This window comes from Nocardia inohanensis NBRC 100128 (assembly GCF_001612945.1).
Lineage (GTDB): Bacteria > Actinomycetota > Actinomycetes > Mycobacteriales > Mycobacteriaceae > Nocardia > Nocardia inohanensis.
In genome coordinates this window covers 172,375-189,302 of record NZ_BDBK01000001.1, presented here as the reverse complement: position 1 = coordinate 189,302, position 16,928 = coordinate 172,375, and the positions used below count along the sequence as shown (strand labels likewise).

Sequence of the window (16,928 nt, the reverse complement as noted above, 5' to 3'; positions counted from 1 at the left end):
GCGGCACCGGTACTTTGCGGGGCTCAGTCGTGGGTCACGAACTCGGCGAAGGCGGGGGTCGGGATTTTCAACTGGGCGTGGATATCACCGCCCAGCCCGTGGTGGGCGATGGCGCCGCCGTAGTTCTGCTGGTAGCTCTGCCAGAGCACGACGACGCTGATCACTCGATTCGCACCCGGGAGCGCGGGATCGGGGAAGGGGTTGGGGAGGACGGATCGGTAGGTGGCGGTGCCGGTTTCGTCGGTGACGAAGACGTTCGGGACGCCGAGCGGGCCGGGGCGGGTGGGGGCGTCGGGGTCGAGGTCCTTGGCGCGCAGGGACATTACCGTGTATAGGGAATCGGGGATGAGATCGGTGAACTCGAAACGGAATTCGGCGGAGCGGGCGTCCTCGGCGACGGTGACCTCGAGGGTGCCGCGGGCCTTCAGCCAGTCGCCGAGGGTCACCGGGGTGGTGAGTTTGCGGCCGTCTTCGGGGCGCAGGTCGGGGATGGGGGTGGCGTGGAAGGGATAGCTGGGGCGCCGCACCGAGTGGGCGTCGGGCGCCTGATCGGGGGCGAAGACGATCGGATAGTTGTTGGCGGGCAAGGGCAGTGGGAGGGTGTACAGCTCGGTGGCGGCGTCCGCGGCGGAGAGTTCCTCGCCCAGGTCGCGCACGATCGTGTACGGCAGGTTCTCGCCGAACTTGGGTAGCGGGGTGTCGGCGGCGACCAGGGCATTGCCCCAGCGGCGAGTCACCGCGCCGTCGGGGCCGGGCTCGTTGAGGAAGCCGACGACGATGAAATTGCCTGCCGCGTCGACGGCTTCGCTCGGCGGGTAGAGCGGGCCCTGCGTGGTAGGGGTCAGGTCGTAGCGCTGGTTCACCATACGGAGACAGCCTCTTTCTCGGTCAGGATGCGGCCGGGAGCGCCGGGAGTGGCGGCGACCCGGTCGGACAGGTGCGGCCAGCGGCCGGCGGAACGCGCGGTGAGTACCGGGTCGTCGCCGCGGAAGGCGGGATGAGCGACGGCTTCCAGGAAAGGCAGATCGCTGGCGTGATCGCCGTAGCCGTAGGTGTTTTCGTAGGCGATGGCGTGCTCACGCAGGTATTCGGTGACCGCGCCCGCCTTGGCCGCGCCGATCATGGGCCGCCGCACCTCGCCGGTCAGGACACCGCGCTCGTCCACCACCGGCTCCGTGGCGATGACGTGATCCGCGCCGAGAGCCGACGTGACGGGGGCGATCGCCGCGGCGAAGGAACCGGAGAGCAGTACGGTGGCGCGGCCCGAATCACGATGCGCCCTGAGCGCTTCCACCGCATCCGCATAATAGGCCGCACCACTCGCCGCGAACTCCGCGAACCACCGCTCCCCCGCCGCGGCCAGTTCATCGGCGCGCACACCCCGATAGTTGCGGTAGTACAGCCGATTCACCTCCTCGCGTGGAGTCCCCGCCGCCGCCCGCTGTTTGATCTCCGCGGTCAGCCGCGCGTATTCCGTTCCGTCGTCACCGTTTCCGGCGAGCCAGAATCGCAGGAACGAGAACATGCTCTTGACCGTGATCAGCGTTTCGTCGACATCGAAGAAGGCCGCGCCGCTCATGCCGCCGTACCCAGGTACGCCGCGATCGCCTTGGCCGCCTTGTGCCGTTCGATCTGCGAGATGCGCTCGTTCGGCAACGCGGCGTAGGAAATTCGCGTGGTCGCCACCACATTCCCGGCCTGCCGCACCTGGACCTCGATACCGAATTCCAGCTTGGCCGGATCCTCGATCGACACCGGCGTCAGCACCGCGTGCACGGTCGCGGGCAACGGGAACAGGAACGACTTGAACTCCAATTCGATGCTGTTCCAGACGATGTAGAAGTGCTGCTCCGGCCAGCGCCGGCCGTACTCCAGCTCGAACGCGCCCAGGAACAGCTGCCGCACCGCCTCCACGATCACGATGCCCTGCACGTGCTCGCCGGTCTGATGATCCAGCAGCAGCTCGTTGTCGCCGTGAATCCGCAGATCCGCCGAGAACTCGGTGGCCGACTCCTGAATCAAGTTGGCCAGCAACACATTCGAGTGCTGATACTTGTGTACCTGGTGGCGCGGCGCGGGCTCGGCCACCTCCCCCGACACCCGCAATCCCGCCGGGGCGTGAATGGCCGCCACATGCTCGAGGTAATCGAGGTCGTGGCGGGTCACACCCTGCCCGAGCAGCACGGTCACCGGCTGCTCGGCGCCCCGGAACCGGCCGCCGCGCAAGGCGGCCACCAGCCCGGACACGGTGAAGGCCCGGTCGTCCACGGCAATGCCCCGGAAGCGGTCGGCGACCAGCAGCAGTTCGCTGATCGCCGGGGCTTCCGTCACCGGGTACGCCGAAGAGAGTTGGGCTACAGACATTGATTCCTCCGCGAGAAAGACGCTTATGGCGACGCGTTCGCCGCCATCCGGTCGTCACCCGGAGCACCCCGCCGTCGTGGAGGGTTGCCGCCCAGCCAGCCGGGGCTTGACGCTGGAACTCATGACCGTGATCGGAAAGTTATGCGGGACAGGGGTTTACGAACAACAGTTCAAACCACGGTGGAGAAAACTCGCCGGGTGGAGGTGTAGGCCAGCGCCGCACCTGCCAGCGCGAGCGCCGCGATGGCCGCCGCGACGGCCGAATACCCGTGATGCGCCACCAGATTCGCGATCTGCGGCCCCGCGCTCGCACCGACGAACAGCGCGAAGGTGTACAGCGCCGTAGCCGCGCCGCGCGCCGGACCCGCCTGCGCGGCAATGGCTTGCACGGCCGCCGGGGCGGCGACGGCGATAGCCGCGACGACCACGAACAACCAGACCGCGACCCAGATCCCGCCCAGGGGCACCGCGGTGATCGCCGCTGCCACACCGGCGGTCGCCAGGGCGGCGATCAGGCGGCGGCTGGGTTCGATCAGCGCCAGGCGGCTCGCCAGCACGGGGACCGCGATCATGGCGGGAATCGCGCTGGCGCGCAGGGCCAGCAGGGCGCCGCTGCCGGAGCCGATCCCGTCCGGCGGCGACAGTTGGATGCCGGTGTAGATGCCGACGAACGAACCCAGCACCGCCAGGCAGCTCAGGTACAGCAGCACCAGCTGCGGCTGCCGGAGCAATCGCGCGAACGGTGCGAACACCGCCCGCACCGTCGGGGCCGATTGCGCGTTCTCGGGGCGGCCGCCTTGCAGCACCACCCGCAGCAGGACCGCCGACAGGGCGAACGCGATCGCGCCCGCGACGAAGATGGCGTGCCAGCCGAGCGCATTGCCGATCAACTGCGCCAGCACCTGCGCCACCACACCGGCCGCGAGGAACGAACTCGTCAAGCAGGTCAGCGCGAAGACCCGGCGTTCGGGCGCGATGCGCTCGCCGAGATACGCGAAGGCCGCGGGCGCGAAGAACGACGCGGTCAGCCCCTGCAAGATCCGCGCCGCCAGCCCACTCCCCAACCCCGGCGCGAGTGCGACGACCAGCGAACTGACCACGGTCGCGAGCAGCCCGCCCACGATCACCGGCCGCCGCCCCCACCGATCCGACAGCGGCCCGGTCACCAGAAACCCCGCCCCGTACGCCAGCCCGAACGCCGTCGTGGTCCAGGTCGCCGCAGACTTCGTGGTCCCCCAGTCCTGCGCCAGCCGGTTCAATACCGGCAGCACCACATACAACTGGCCCACCACCAGAATCCCGACCGCACATACGGCCCCGACGGTCCGCCCGGTCGGAGCCCAGGCGGGGGCACGTTCAATTTCGGTGGTCATCGAATCCCTTTCGCAGGCAACGAGGTCCACGTCTATCAACGACGACCCCCGCCCAACGAGGGTTAGGCGCGGCCTGAGGAAATCCCACAACACGACCGGTCCGCATAAGCTGCGACCATGACGACTATCACCCCGCCCGGCCGCGGCCGCGCGCTCTTACTCGCTGCCGGCATGCTCGGCGCGGGCGCGACGCACTTCGCCGCCCCGAAGTTCTACGACGCTCTCATTCCGCCGGAGCTCCCCGGCGAGCCGCGCACCTACACCTATGTCTCCGGTGCGGCCGAACTCGGCATCGGCGCGCTGATCGCGGTGCCCCGCACCCGTCGCCTCGGCGCCCGCCTGGCCATGCTGCTGCTCATCATCGTCTTCCCCGGTAATGTCCAGATGGCGCGGGATTGGCTCACCAGCAATCGCCCCCTCCCGCTCAAAGCCGGTGCGCTGCTTCGCCTTCCGCTGCAAATCCCGATGATCACCACCGCCCGCAAGGTCGCCCGCGCCGCCTGACGTCCAGGCCGGCGCACTCCCCCGTTTTCCGGAGCAGCTCACCGTCCCTCCGCCCCGTGCGTGCAGCCGAGCCGGTGGGATCGTGAGCCGGTGGGTTCAGGCTTGCTGGTCGAGCTTCGCCGTCACGGATGCGGGGACACCGACGCCGCGTTTGGCGACATCGGTGGTGAAGCGGCGGACCAGTGGATCGCTGGGATTGCCCAAGAGGCACATCAAGTCCCGTTCGATCGGCGGCGTGAGGCGGCGCAGGACGGCAGCGAGACCGCCGGGAATCGCGGTGGTGGGGACCAGGGCGGGACCGAGACCGGCCGCGGCGAGCTGAGCGGCGGTGACCGCTTGGCGGGTGCGCATGGCGATCGCCGGGGTCAGTCCGCGGCGCGTGGTCTCGGCATCGAGCCACTGGGCGAGGCCGTTGGCGGGGTCGTAGTGGACGAGCGGTTCGTCGCAGAGCTGTGCGAGGGTCACCCGTTTGCGTTCGGCGAGCGGGTGACCGGTGGGAAGTACGGCGACGATCTCTTCGGTTCCGATGATCTCGGCAGGTCCGGCCCAGCGCGTCGGGCGCGGGCCGATCGCGACATCCGCGGCGCCGGATTCCACCAGCCGCGCCAGTTCGTCGGCGCTGGTCGCCTCGGTGAGCTGGAGGCGGACCAGGGGGTTTCGGCGCAGCCAGGTGCGCAGGACCGGCGCGAGCAACCCCGCCGTCATGCTTTCCGCGCAGGCCACCCGTAATTGCCCGCCCGCGCCCCGGGCGGTCGCCTTCCCGGTGCCCACCACCCGGTCCGCCGCCGCCAGCGCGGCCCGCGCATCGGCTTCGACGGCGCGGCCGACCGGTGTGGCTCGCACCCCACGCGGCAGCCGTTCCACCACGGGCGCACCGATCTCCTTCTCCAGCGCCGCCAGTTGATGCGACAGCGCGGGCTGCGACATGTGCAGCGCCGCCGCCGCTTCCGTGATCGATCCGGCATCCAGCACCGCGACCAGGCATTCGAGCGCACGCAGGGTAGGCATTCGGTGATTCTATGGCTTTCATCGAAAACATTCGCATCACGACGGGATGAGACGGCGGGCCGCGAACGCTGACGATGTCATGACAACTTTGCAGAACCAGAAGATTCTCATCATCGGCGCGCACTCCGGCATCGCCCAGCAGCTGGCCCACGATGCGAAAGCGGCAGGCGCAGAGGTTATTTCGGTCGGCCGCCCGGAAGTGGATCTGACCGATGAGGATTCGATTCGCGCCCTGGCCGCCCGCGTCGGCGAGCTCGATCACCTGGTCTCCCTCGCCGCTGACCACGCCAACGGCCCCGTCACCGAACTCGACCGCGACGCCGTGCACCGCGCCTTCGACGCCAAGGTGATCGGCCCGATCCTGCTGGCCAAGCACTTCGCCCCGCGCTTCCGCCCGGGCGGGTCGATCCTGCTGTTCTCCGGCGTCGCCGCCTGGCGGCCCGCTCCGGGCCGCTCGGTCATGGCCGCCACCAATGCCGCCGCCGCGACCCTGGCCGAGGCCCTGGCGGTCGAACTCGCGCCGCTGCGGGTGAATGCCCTCTCCCCCGGCATCATCGACTCCGGCGCATGGGACGGCCCGGGCAAGGCCGCGTTCTTCGAAGCCGTGGCGGCCCGCAATCCGGCCCGTCGCGTCGGCACCACCGCCGATATCTCCGCGGCCGCCCTGCTGGCTCTGACCAATCCGTTCCTCACCGGCACCACCCTGCACGTGGACGGTGGCGGCCGGCTGGCCTGATACTTCAGGCGGCTCAGGCGAGGATGAACATCAGCATCTGCGAGATCCCACCCCCGTCACGCCACCACGAGTACCCGAACCACACGCCCGGCGTGACTTCGCGTATCTCGTCGTAGACCTGTGGGAACGGCGACGGCGCGTAGTTGAGCGCCCACACCGGCCCGCCGTCCAGAATGGCCGCTCCGGAGTAGACGTCGGCCGGTATCGCCTCGATGCCGGCCGGTGTCAGCCGGTTGAGCAGATACCCGCCGTCCGGTCCGGTGAAGAAGGTCTTGCCGATCCACAGTGCCGGTGCGATCGGCTTGACGTCACCCCGCGCCACCCAGCCGTCCTTGATGCCCATCGGCACCGCGCCGCGCGGGGCGTCTCGGAAGATATTGTCCTGCTGGGCATTCGAGCAACGGAAGCGGAGCGCGTCGATGGTCGCGGCGCGATTGCCGGTATAGAGCGCGCACCCGCCGCCATAGTCCGCATCGGCGTGCGCGGCGGGCATGGCGACCGGTAGGGATATGAGGATTGCGCCGAGCGCGAGCGGGAGCACACACCTGGCGAGCGTGTTCCGGAGAAACTCAGAAAACATGTGCATCTGGGGCCTCCATCGGATGTCCCCGACCCATCGCGATAGTAGATCGCGCGCGATGCATCGAACCGGCCCGAAACCGAATCGAGACCGGATAGGCAACTTCATGGCACACCACACGGCGGCGGGCCCGGCGATAGTTGACAGATGACCCCGAGGCGGCCCCGATCACCGTATGTGCGGTGGCTGTGGCTGGCGGCCGCCGCGATCGTCGCGCTACTCGCGGCGAAGGCGGCCGCGACGGAGAACAACCCGACCGGGCCGATTCCATTGATGATCAAACCGCCGGCAACCATCGCCCCGGCCGCACCGGCGGCCACCGAATTGGCCCAGCGGATGCGGGAGGCGATCCGGACCGCCTGCCCCGGCGCGGCGGTCGGCATCGATGTGGTCGACCTGGCCGGCGGCACCGTGATCGCGTCCCTCGATGCGAGCGCCCAGTTCTACACGGCCTCGGTGGTGAAGCTGCTGATCGCCCTGGATGCACTGAAAAGCGCCGACTGGCAGCCGGATTCGGCCGCCGCCGACCTGCTCACCGCCATGCTCTCGACCAGTGACGACGATATCGCCGACGCGCTCTGGGACGAGGGCGGCCGCGGCGAGATCATCGAACGGATGACCGGCCTCATCGGATTACCCGGCACCATACCGCCCGACGACCTCGATCAATGGGGCGAAACTCGTACCACCCCAAGGGATGTCGTCACCGTACTCACCTATCTCAGCACCCGTGCCCCGGCCGCGGCGCGCGATCTCATCCTCACCGCGATGCGCGACACCGAACAGGTGTCCGCCGACGGCACCGACCAGTTCTTCGGCATCCCCGACGCCCTGCCCGGCCATCGGTGGGCGGTCAAGCAGGGCTGGATGTATCTCGACGACTCCCTCACCCTGGCCACCACCGGTCTGGTGGCCCCCGCCGCCGGTCAACCGCTGCGCTACGCCGTCGTCATCCTCACCACCCAGCCGGTCGAAACCCCTTGGGCCGACGCCGAATCCGCGCTCACCGCCGCGGTGACGCTGATCCAGCCGGCCCTGATCTGAGCCGCCTCAGTCCAGCCAGCGCCGCACCCAGCCCCGAGCGATGCGCCGCCCGCGCTCGGGCGATACCCGATCGGGTTCGGTGAGCACCGCGATCGAGAGCCCGTCCAGCAGCCCCAGCAGTTCGGTTGCGGCATCGGCGGATTCGGCGGCGCGCACCGGATTGGCCGCTGCCAGCAGACGAGCCAGCAGCTCCGCGGTATCGGCCCACTGCTCACGATGCAGCGCGGCGATACCGGGATCGTGAGCGGCCCGCGCGACCAGCGCCAGCCACATGCGCGACAGCCGGTGCTCGGGCGTCGGGGTGAGCAGCAGTTCGGTCACCCCGAGCAGTTGTTCACCCGGTTCGAGCTCGCCGATCCCGGATTGCCGGAACCGTTCGACGGCCTGATCCCGCACGTGATACCAAGCCGCCGTGAGCAGATCGGTCTTGGTCGAGAAGTAGTACTGCACGGTCCCGATGGAGACGCCCGCGCGCTGCGCCAGATCGCGGATGCTGACCCCCTCGATGCCGCCCTCGGCAATGGCGTCCGCCAGCCGGTCCAGCAGTTGATTGCGCCGATCCGTGCTGTCGGTGCGGCTATCGACCATTTCGGCCCCTCTGCGTGCGGCGGGAAGCATTCTGAACACGATCACCCTAATACATTCGTATTATATAGCAGAATAACTGCACCTTAACAAGTCATACACTCGTATGGTACCGTCATTTCAAGAGAGCGGACCCGAACCGAACGGAACTCCCATGAACGCCGATCTCGCCACCACCTCCGCCGCCGACGGATTCCGGAGACCAGCCGCATGGGAGCCCCACCACGCCTGCTATCTCCCCTGCCCGCGAACTGCTGCCGGGCGGCGGCAATATCCACTGTGCGACCCGACAGGTCCCCGACCCGATCCGAGCCGATCATGACGCTTCCCGTGCCCCGCAAAGGTCTCCGAATCCTCTGGCTCGCATTGGATATCGGCGTCTCCCCCGCCGCCTTCTACCTCACCCAGGCCGCCGGGTTCGGCGTGGTGCGGGCCCTGATCACCGCCGCGACGGTGGCGACCCTGTGGCTGGCCGTGGGGACCGTCCGGACCCGTCAGCTCGATGCGGTCGCGCTCACCATGATCGTCACCTATGCGCTGATGCTGGCCATGGCCCTGGCCACCCGCGACCCGCGCCTGGTGCTGCTGCGCGATCCGGCGATCAGCGCCATCACCGGCCTGATCTTCCTGGCCAGTGCCCGCACGGCGGTCCCGGTCACGGCGTACCTCGCGCAACGCCTGCACGGCGTGGAAACCTTGTCCCTCAGCGAGATTCGCGGGCATCGGCGGCGGACCGGGCTCTGGGGCGCGGTGCTCACCGGCGAATCGGCCCTGCGCGCGGCGCTGGTGTTCCTGCTCCCGATCCCGGTCGCGGCCGGGGTATCGCCACTGCTGGAACTGATCGTGCTGGCGATTCTGGGCGGCTGGACCTACCGCCAGCACCGGCGCGATCGGAAACGGATCGCGGAAGCCGGTGAACTCGTACCGGCTCGGTGAGAATCAGCCGATGACCGTCGAACCGCTCTTCGCCCGTGCTCGGATGGCCGCCGGTGCGCTCTTCACCCGCGAGCGCGAGGTGTTCCTGGTGCACAAGACCTACGGCAACGGCTGGGATATTCCGGGCGGGTATGTGGAGCCCGGTGAATCCCCCTCCCGCGCCTGCCATCGCGAGGTGCTCGAGGAGCTCGGCCTGGATCACGCACCGCGCCGCCTGCTGGTGCAGGACTGGGCGCCCACCGACACCGAACGCGACCGGATCCTGTTCGTCTTCGACTGCGGCGCAATCGAAGACGAACAGGCGATCGTCCTGCAAGCCGCCGAATTGGACGACTGGGCGTGGACGTCGATCGACGAGATCGAGGATTACGTGATTCCACGCCTGGCGCGCCGGTTACGGCAGGCGTTCGCAGCGGCCGAGCGCGGCACGACCGGCTACCTCGAACACGGTGTGCCGCTCAACGATGCGTGAGCGGCGGTTCCCGATCCGCCCACGGCACCGCCGTTTCGAGCTCGGCGGCCAATTGCAGCAGCAGATATTCGCTCCCGGGCGGGCCCACGAACTGGGTGCCGAGCGGCAGGCCCGCGGCCGTCCAATGGGTGGGGACGCTCATGGCGGGGCGGCCGGTGATATTGGCCAGCTGGGTGAAGGGTATCGCCGAGAGGTTCGAGGTCACCAGCTCGCGATAGAAGTCGGTGCGCGGGAGCATATTTCCGGCCCCCAGCTTGAGCAGCGGCGGCAGGGCGCGTTCCAGCGCCGGCGGCGTGCGGTTCTGGCCGATACGTAGCGGCGGTTCGGCCAGGGTCGGGGTCAGTAACAGGTCGTACTGCTCGTGGAACTCCGCCAGCGCCCGGGTGTAGATGTTCCACCGCGCCTGCGCCCCGACCAGCTGCGGTGCGGACACCGACCGCCCCACCGCCGCGAGAACCTGGGTGTCGATATCGAATTCGCCGGGCCGCGCGCCGGTGCGACGGCAGGCTTCGGCGAGTTCGGCGGCGGCGACGGCGGTCCACACGGTCATGAAGTCCATCGCCATCTGCTTGCCGTCGATCGCGGGCGCCCCGGATTCGACGCGATGCCCCAGGGATTCGAGCAGCTCGGCCGCATCCTCCACGGCGCGAACGGCTTCCGCGTGCACCGGTGTGCCCAAGGGTGATTCGTGGCTGAACCCGATGCGCAGCCGGCGGGGCGCATCGGTGACGGCATCGAAGTAGGGGCGGTCGGGGCGCTCGATGTGGAACGGCGCGGCGGCATCCGGTACCGCGAGAACATCGAGCATGCGGGCGGTATCGCGCACCGAGCGCGAGAGTACGCCCTCCGAGGCCGCGCCGAAGAGCGGATCGCCCAGCTCCGGGCCGCTGGACACCAGGCCGCGGCCGGGCTTGAGCCCGAACAATCCGGTGTGCGCGGCGGGAATTCGAATCGAGCCGCCGCCGTCACTGGCTCCGGCCACCGGCACGATCCCGGCCGCCACCGCCGCCGCCGAACCACCGGACGAACCACCCGGCGTGCGCCCCAGATCCCACGGATTGCGGGTGGCCCCGAAGGTCCGGGTCTCGGTGATGCCCTTGCTGCCGAACTCCGGCGTCGCGGTCTTCCCGAACACGACCAGTCCCGCGTCCAGCCACCGCCGCACCGCGATACTGTGCCTTTCGGCCGGAATCCGGCGCAGCGGACCGGTTCCCGCCGAGGTCGGATACCCGGCGAAGTCCTGCATCAGGTCCTTGATCAGGAACGGCACCCCCGCGAACGGCCCGGACCGATCCGGCCGATCGGCGAGTTCCTTGCCCACCCGGTCCATGAGCAGGCTCACCGCATTGATGGCGGGACCGACCTGCGCGTGCCGGTCCAGCGCCACTTGCAGTAGTTCGGTGGGGTGCACCTCGCCGCGGGCGACCAGTTCGGCCAATCCGACGGCATCGTGGGCGCGGTATTCGTCGTACCTCATCGTCGTCTCCTCACGCGCGGGTTCCCGTTCGGCCCGGTTCCATCAGGCTGGCACCAGCGTGCCGGTGACGAATGCCGAATCTCGAAACCCAAATCGGTAGCCGGAGTCGGCGATTCGATCGCAGCGTCGCGAATCTCCGGGTCTCCGCTGGAAAGTCGGGCACCGGCGCGGCACGCGCTATTCGTAGCGCGGGCCGACCAGTGCGATGGCGGTCTCCACCGCGACGGGGATGATCTCGTCCACGTCGCGTCCCGCCTCCACGGTGGAGGCGATGAGTTCGCGGAAGCCGCCGTACAGAATGGTCGCCATCTGGCGGGTGGGCGGGTGCAGGCCGGCGGAATGGAAAGCCGGTGTGGCGGTCAGGTTCTGGATCAGGTCGATGAACGCGTCGGCGGCATCGTGATGCAGTTGGCTGGCCCGCTCACCGAGCGCCGGGGTGTCGCGAATCCAGGCCAGAGTGATCGAGGTGTCCTGTTTGGACGCCGCGATCCATGCCTGCACCGCCTGCTGCACCTGAACCCGCCAGGACGCCGAGGCATCCACCGCCGCGTAGATCTCCCGCACCGTGTCGTTGTTGCGTTCGCTCAGCAGCGCGATGAAGCACGCCTGCTTGTCGGCGAAGTGCTCGTAGAAGGTGCGTCGCGAGGTGCGGGCGGCCCGCACCACATCGGCGACCGTGGCGTCCTTGTAGCCGCGTTCGCGCACCGCCTCGGCCATGCCCTCCAACAGCCGCCGCCGGAACGCGGATTCGGCGACGGCGCTGCTGGTCGGCTCGGCTCGGGTCACGACGACCAGGGTAGTTTCTCCCTTTCCGCCGCGACTGTCCGGTGTGCGAAGCGAATCGTGCCGTCCTCGATCCGCCCGTGCCGCAGGGTGAGCACGTCCTGCGCGTAGTTCATGCCCAGTCGCCACGGGGCCCGCGATCCGGCCTTGGGGAAGCGGTCGATGGCGCGCAACACGTATCCGGCCTGGAAGTCCATCAGCGGGGACGGGGTCACGCCGGGGTCGGGCCACGGCGTGAAGTAGCTGTAGCCGTTGCGGTCCAGGTGCCGCAGCATGCGGCAGACGAATTCGGCGACCAGGTCGGCCTTCAACGTCCAGGAGGCATTGGTGTAGCCGATGGTGAAGGCGAAATTCGGGACGCCGCTGAGCATCATGCCCTTGTAGGCCATGGTGTCCGGCAACTCGATGGTCCGGCCGTCCACCTCGAGGGTCATCCCGCCGAAGGCCAGCATGTCCAGCCCGGTGGCCGTCACGATGATGTCGGCCTCGAGCTCCGCACCCGATTCCAGGCGCAGTCCGGTCGGGGTGAACCGGTCGATGCGATCGGTGACCACCCCGGCCTTGCCCGCGCGGATGGCCTTGAACAGATCCGCGTCCGGCACCAGGCACAGTCGCTGATCCCACGGGTCGTAGACGGGGTTGAAATGGGTGTCCACGTCGTACCCGTCCGGTAGCTGCTTCACCGTCTGATCGCGAATGAACTTGCGCATCATGGCCGGTCGGCGCTGGCTCAGCTGATAGATGAGCGTGCTGACCGCGACGTTCTTCCACCGGGTGATGGCGTAGGCGCGGCGCGGGCCGAGCAGTTCGCGCAGCCGGGTGGCGACGGCGTCGACGCTGGGCAGCGACATGATGTAGGTCGGCGAGCGCTGCAACATGGTGACCTGTGCGGCCTGCTCGGCCATGGCCGGGACCAAGGTGACGGCGGTGGCTCCGCTGCCGATCACCACGACCCGTTTACCGGCGTAGTCCAGGTCCTCCGGCCACTGCTGCGGGTGCACGACTTGCCCACGGAAATCATTGATTCCGTCGAATTCGGGGGTGAATCCGCGGTCGTACCGGTAGTAGCCGCTGCACACGTACAGGAACGAGCAGGTGATCTCCGAAGCGGTGCCGCCGTGGTCGAACCGCACCGTCCAGCGCGCGTCCTGGCTCGACCAGGAAGCCCGGGTCACCTTGTGCCCGAATCTGATTCGCTTGTCGATGCCCCCGTCGGCGGCGGTCTCGCGAATGTAATCCAGGATCGCGGGCCCGTTCGCGATGGCCTCCGCCGCCACCCACGGCCGGAATCGATAGCCGAGGGTGTGCATGTCGGAGTCCGAGCGCACACCCGGGTACCGGAACAGATCCCAAGTGCCGCCGCTGGTTTCGCGCGCCTCCAGGATGACGTAGGTGCGCCGCGGGAACGCCTGCTGAAGGTGATGCGCCGCCCCGATGCCCGAGAGCCCGGCGCCGACGATCACCACGTCCAGATGTTCGGTCACTTCGAGGTTCCCTTCGCCGCCCGGCCGCGCGCTCGCTCCATGACGAAGGCGAGCACGTCGAAATAGTGGGTGGGGCTCACCCGGGTGAGAATGTCGAACAGGTAGGCGTCGGGGCCGACCAGAATCCTCGCTTTGCCCTTTTCGACTCCGCGGCAGATGATTTCGGCCGCCTTGTCCGGCGAGGTCATGGTGATGGCCTCGAATTCGTCGGCCAGCTGATCCTTGGTGCGGCCCCGGCCCTCCGGATCCTTCCGGATGCGGGCATTGCGCGCGATATTGGTGGTGATGCCGCCGGGGTGCACGGTCACCGCCGACACCCCGGTTCCCCGCAGCTCCTGCCGCAGTGCCTCGGTGAACCCGCGCACCGCGAATTTCGCCGCGCAGTAGGCACTTTGGTACGGCATCCCCGCCAGACCGTACACGCTGGAGGTGTTGACGATCGCGCCGCTGCCCTGCTCCACCAGGATCGGCAGGAAGGCCCGGGTGCCGTTCACCACGCCGTCGAAGTTGATCTGCCGCAGCCATTCGTCGTCGGCGGGCACGCTGTCGATCACCGAGGAGGCCACCGCGACCCCGGCATTGTTGAATACCGCCGCCAGCGGCGCGGTCAGCCATTCGCGCACCTCGTCGGCGAAGGCGACCTGTTCGGCGGCGTCGCGCACATCGAGCACGCGGGTCAGCACCGGGCCGGTGAGCGAGGCGGCGGTCTGCTTCAGACCGTCGGCATCGATATCGGCGATAGCCACCGGCGATCCGCGCCCCGAGAGCAATCGGGCGAGGCCGCGCCCGATGCCGGAGGCCGCGCCGGTGATCATGACCGGGTGGCCGGAGAGGGGCCTAGAGGTTCGGGGCATCGGTGCTCCTGGATTCGGCGGTGCGGATGTGGGTGTCGACGAGGTCCGCGAGCGTCGGCCACAGCGCGGCCGGCAGATCGTGGCCCATACCGGCCAGGGTGTGCAGCCGCGCACCCGGAACAGCCTGGGCGGTAACGCTTCCGCCGGTCGGGTTGACCATTCGATCCCGATCGCCGTGTAAGACCAGCGTAGGCGCGGTGATGGTGCGGAGTTCCCGGGTTCGATCGCCGGATTTCAGGATTCCGGCGAGCTGGCGGCCCACGCCGGCGGCGGGGCGCGGGTCGCGATCCCAGGTCCGGCCCGCGACCGCGGCGACCAGTGCTTCGTCGAACGGGTAACCGGCGGAACCGATATGGCGGTACATGCGCACCGCGGCCGCGATGTGCTCGTCCCGGGTGCGGGCGGGTGCGGCGAACATGCGCATCCAGGTGGAGAGCGCGGGCCGCCCCACCCTGGCCGCGCCGGAGGTGGAGAAGATCGAGGTCAGCGAGCGCACCCGGTGCGGTGCGCGGGCGGCCACGGTCTGCGCGATCATGCCGCCCATGGACATGCCGACCAGATGCGCCGATTCCCAGCCCAGCGCGTCCAGCAGTCCGGTGGTGTCGGCGGCCATCGAACCGAGGTCGTATTGCTCCGGGTGCCAGCGTTTCCGGAGCAGATCCACCGGGCCCGGCGGCCGGAACGTGGCATGGGTGGATGCGCCCACATCGCGATTGTCGAAGCGGACGACCTGGTAGCCGCGGGCGGTGAGCAGCCGCACCAGGCCGTCGTGCCATTCGTGGCGTTGCTGCCCGAGTCCGGCGATGAGCAGTAGCGGGGTGCCGTCGTCGTCGCCCAGTTGCTCATAGGCCAGGGTGATGCCGCCGCCGACCTCGGCATGGCGATCGGCGGTCATGCGTTCACCTGTTCGGCGCGAGTTCCGGTGTCTGTCAAAGGTTTCGGTGTGCGCCGGTAGACCACCGCGCGGCCCTTCTTCGCGGGAACCAGTGCGACGCCGCGGAAATGGGTGCGCTCGTCCGGTGCGTCGGTGGGCTCCAGCGTGAAATCCCGCAGTAGCGTGCGCAATACGATATTCATCTCCATGGTCGCGAAGGCCGCGCCGATGCACCGTCGCGCGCCGCCGCCGAACGGGATCCAGCTGAACGTGCCGGGCCGTACGCCCACGAATCGATCCGGATCGAAGGTGCGGGCGTTCGGGAACAGTTCTTCGTTGTCGTGCATGAGCCGGATGCTGACCATCACGTGCTGTCCGCGCGGGATGCTCCAGCGACCCAATTGCATGGTCTCCGCGCGCACCTTGCGCGCCGTGGCGTCGATGACCGGCCGCACCCGCTGCACCTCCAGCAGGGTGGCCTCGCGCAGCGCCGAACCGCCCGAATCGACTTCCGCGACAAGGCGTTCCAGGATCTGCGGATGCCGCCGCAGGCGTTCGACGGTCCAAGCCAGGGAGGTGGCCGTCGTCTCGTGCCCGGCCGTGAGAAGTGTCAGCAGCTCGTCGGCGATCTCCTGATGGGTCATGGCGGAGCCGTCGTCGTAGCGCGCCTGCAAAAGCATGGCCAGCACATCGTGGCGCTCGCTCAGCGCGGGATCCTGCGCTCCCCGCCCGATCAACCCCGCCACGATCTCGTCGTACTGCCGCCGATACTCCGCGAACCGCCCCCAAGGCCCGTACCGCCCCAGGAACTTTCGCGGCACCGGAACGGCCGCCAGCGCCGACCCGACCAGCACCAGCTTCGGCAGCAGCTCCCGCAATCGCTCGAATTCCGCCCCCTCGGCCCCGAACACGGCCCGCAGAATCACATTCAGGGTGATCCGCATCATCGAGTCCATCGTCGAGAACTCGCGCCCCGACGGCCAGGAAGCCATCTCCTTGACGGCCTCCTCCTCGATCAATTCCTCGTACACCGCCAGCCGCCGCCCATGAAACGGCGGCGCCAGCAGCTTGCGCTCCTTCTTGTGCTCATCCCCCCGCAACGCGAAAAGCGAACCGGGCCCGAGGAATTGCCCCAAATTGGCATCGATATTGTCCGCGACATCACTCCCCGCCGTGAACAACGTCCGCACCTCGGACGGCTCCGAAATCACCACCGTCGGCCCGAACCGAGGCATCCGGATCATGAACGCCGACCCGTACTTCCGATGCATCCGCCGCCAAGCCCGCGTCCGCCCCGTCAAGATCTCCACGGCCTGAACGAATCCGGGCGTCGAAGGCCCCTCCGGCAATTTCACTGTGGTCATCAGCCACTCCCAGCCTGGTACCCCTATGTACCGCCCTCACGGTACGCTCGTGTACCAACTGTGGCAAGGGTCACTCCCCACCGACCCGCCCGAACCACTACCCGACGACCAGCGTCCCGGTCATCCCCGAGTGATACCGGCAATAGATGGAGTAGCTCCCCGCGTTCGCCGGCACGGTGAACGTCTTCGACTCGCCCCCTTCGACCTCCACATCGAACAGCCCGGCCTGCGTAGAGGTAACACTGTGCTCCACCTTGTCCTTGTTGACCAAAGTCACCGTCGCACCAGGCGCAACCGTCACCGGCACCTGAAATTTGTTGCCGCTCATAACGATTTGCCCAGCCCCGGCCCGCGCGGCAGTCGTGCCGCCACCGTCCCCACTATCCGAACCACCACACGCGACAGTCGCGACCAGCAACAACAACGCCAGCAACCAGCCGACTGCGGAACGGCGAACCCGGACCCCGGATGTGATGCGCATCGTTTCCTC

Annotated in this window: 19 protein-coding genes and 1 riboswitch; of the genes, 5 read left to right on the top strand and 14 right to left on the bottom strand. The window is 68.6% G+C overall.

Going from position 1 to position 16,928, the window contains the following annotated elements:
• Positions 1-23 precede the first annotated feature (23 nt).
• The 4 genes from NI1_RS00870 to NI1_RS00855 form a co-directional block, all read right to left on the bottom strand.
• On the bottom strand, positions 24-866 hold the full coding sequence (locus tag NI1_RS00870; RefSeq protein ID WP_067813114.1) for a hypothetical protein: 843 nt from the start codon (positions 864-866) through the stop codon (positions 24-26).
• The gene (locus NI1_RS00865) at positions 860-1,579 is read right to left on the bottom strand and encodes an HAD family hydrolase (protein WP_067813112.1); all 720 of its coding nucleotides are present in this window, start codon (positions 1,577-1,579) and stop codon (positions 860-862) included. Before NI1_RS00865 ends, NI1_RS00870 begins: the two co-directional genes overlap by 7 nt.
• The gene (locus NI1_RS00860; protein ID WP_067813110.1) at positions 1,576-2,364 is read right to left on the bottom strand and encodes an AfsA-related hotdog domain-containing protein; all 789 of its coding nucleotides are present in this window, start codon (positions 2,362-2,364) and stop codon (positions 1,576-1,578) included. The genes NI1_RS00865 and NI1_RS00860 overlap by 4 nt, the downstream gene beginning before the upstream one ends.
• A gap of 14 nt (positions 2,365-2,378) precedes the next feature.
• A riboswitch (SAM riboswitch) is annotated at positions 2,379-2,491 on the bottom strand.
• Positions 2,492-2,534: 43 nt separating this feature from the next.
• Positions 2,535-3,737, bottom strand: coding sequence for an MFS transporter (locus NI1_RS00855; protein WP_067813108.1), 1,203 nt, complete (start codon positions 3,735-3,737; stop codon positions 2,535-2,537).
• 117 nt (positions 3,738-3,854) lie between these two features.
• Between NI1_RS00855 and NI1_RS00850 the strand changes: the two genes are divergently transcribed.
• A complete protein-coding gene (locus tag NI1_RS00850; RefSeq protein WP_067813104.1) occupies positions 3,855-4,241 on the top strand; it encodes a DoxX family protein in 387 nt (128 codons plus the stop codon).
• Positions 4,242-4,337: 96 nt separating this feature from the next.
• On the opposite strand, the gene NI1_RS00845 is transcribed toward NI1_RS00850, so the two are convergent.
• On the bottom strand, positions 4,338-5,249 hold the full coding sequence (locus NI1_RS00845) for a LysR family transcriptional regulator (RefSeq protein WP_067813098.1): 912 nt from the start codon (positions 5,247-5,249) through the stop codon (positions 4,338-4,340).
• Positions 5,250-5,328: 79 nt separating this feature from the next.
• Between NI1_RS00845 and NI1_RS00840 the strand changes: the two genes are divergently transcribed.
• On the top strand, positions 5,329-5,985 hold the full coding sequence (locus NI1_RS00840; RefSeq protein WP_067815007.1) for an SDR family oxidoreductase: 657 nt from the start codon (positions 5,329-5,331) through the stop codon (positions 5,983-5,985).
• A gap of 13 nt (positions 5,986-5,998) precedes the next feature.
• On the opposite strand, the gene NI1_RS00835 is transcribed toward NI1_RS00840, so the two are convergent.
• Positions 5,999-6,571 (bottom strand): hypothetical protein, encoded by a 573-nt coding sequence (locus tag NI1_RS00835; protein WP_067813097.1) that lies wholly within the window; start codon positions 6,569-6,571, stop codon positions 5,999-6,001.
• Positions 6,572-6,712: 141 nt separating this feature from the next.
• On the opposite strand from NI1_RS00835, the gene NI1_RS00830 reads away from it, so the two are divergent.
• Positions 6,713-7,609: a serine hydrolase gene (locus NI1_RS00830; protein ID WP_084522435.1), complete on the top strand. Its 897-nt coding sequence runs from the start codon at positions 6,713-6,715 to the stop codon at positions 7,607-7,609.
• A 6-nt stretch (positions 7,610-7,615) separates the two neighbouring features.
• Here NI1_RS00830 and NI1_RS00825 read toward each other — a convergent pair whose 3' ends face one another.
• Positions 7,616-8,197, bottom strand: a complete 582-nt coding sequence (locus NI1_RS00825; protein ID WP_169815514.1) for a TetR/AcrR family transcriptional regulator — start codon at positions 8,195-8,197, stop codon at positions 7,616-7,618.
• 315 nt (positions 8,198-8,512) lie between these two features.
• On the opposite strand from NI1_RS00825, the gene NI1_RS00820 reads away from it, so the two are divergent.
• Positions 8,513-9,130 (top strand): VC0807 family protein, encoded by a 618-nt coding sequence (locus tag NI1_RS00820; RefSeq protein ID WP_067813095.1) that lies wholly within the window; start codon positions 8,513-8,515, stop codon positions 9,128-9,130.
• A gap of 10 nt (positions 9,131-9,140) precedes the next feature.
• Positions 9,141-9,602: an NUDIX domain-containing protein gene (locus NI1_RS00815; RefSeq protein WP_067815003.1), complete on the top strand. Its 462-nt coding sequence runs from the start codon at positions 9,141-9,143 to the stop codon at positions 9,600-9,602.
• On the opposite strand, the gene NI1_RS00810 is transcribed toward NI1_RS00815, so the two are convergent.
• From NI1_RS00810 to NI1_RS00780, 7 genes are all read right to left on the bottom strand, one after another.
• Positions 9,589-11,079: an amidase gene (locus NI1_RS00810; RefSeq protein WP_067813094.1), complete on the bottom strand. Its 1,491-nt coding sequence runs from the start codon at positions 11,077-11,079 to the stop codon at positions 9,589-9,591. The genes NI1_RS00815 and NI1_RS00810 overlap by 14 nt on opposite strands.
• 177 nt (positions 11,080-11,256) lie before the next feature.
• Positions 11,257-11,865: a TetR/AcrR family transcriptional regulator gene (locus tag NI1_RS00805; RefSeq protein WP_067813093.1), complete on the bottom strand. Its 609-nt coding sequence runs from the start codon at positions 11,863-11,865 to the stop codon at positions 11,257-11,259.
• On the bottom strand, positions 11,862-13,346 hold the full coding sequence (locus NI1_RS00800; protein ID WP_067813092.1) for a flavin-containing monooxygenase: 1,485 nt from the start codon (positions 13,344-13,346) through the stop codon (positions 11,862-11,864). Before NI1_RS00800 ends, NI1_RS00805 begins: the two co-directional genes overlap by 4 nt.
• Positions 13,343-14,200, bottom strand: a complete 858-nt coding sequence (locus NI1_RS00795; protein WP_067813091.1) for an SDR family NAD(P)-dependent oxidoreductase — start codon at positions 14,198-14,200, stop codon at positions 13,343-13,345. Before NI1_RS00795 ends, NI1_RS00800 begins: the two co-directional genes overlap by 4 nt.
• Positions 14,184-15,095, bottom strand: coding sequence for an alpha/beta fold hydrolase (locus tag NI1_RS00790; RefSeq protein WP_067813086.1), 912 nt, complete (start codon positions 15,093-15,095; stop codon positions 14,184-14,186). Before NI1_RS00790 ends, NI1_RS00795 begins: the two co-directional genes overlap by 17 nt.
• Entirely contained in the window at positions 15,092-16,438 is a 1,347-nt protein-coding gene (locus NI1_RS00785; RefSeq protein ID WP_067813085.1) for a cytochrome P450, read from the bottom strand. Before NI1_RS00785 ends, NI1_RS00790 begins: the two co-directional genes overlap by 4 nt.
• Positions 16,439-16,535: 97 nt before the next feature.
• Entirely contained in the window at positions 16,536-16,919 is a 384-nt protein-coding gene (locus NI1_RS00780) for a cupredoxin domain-containing protein (RefSeq protein ID WP_084522433.1), read from the bottom strand.
• Positions 16,920-16,928: the final 9 nt, after the last annotated feature.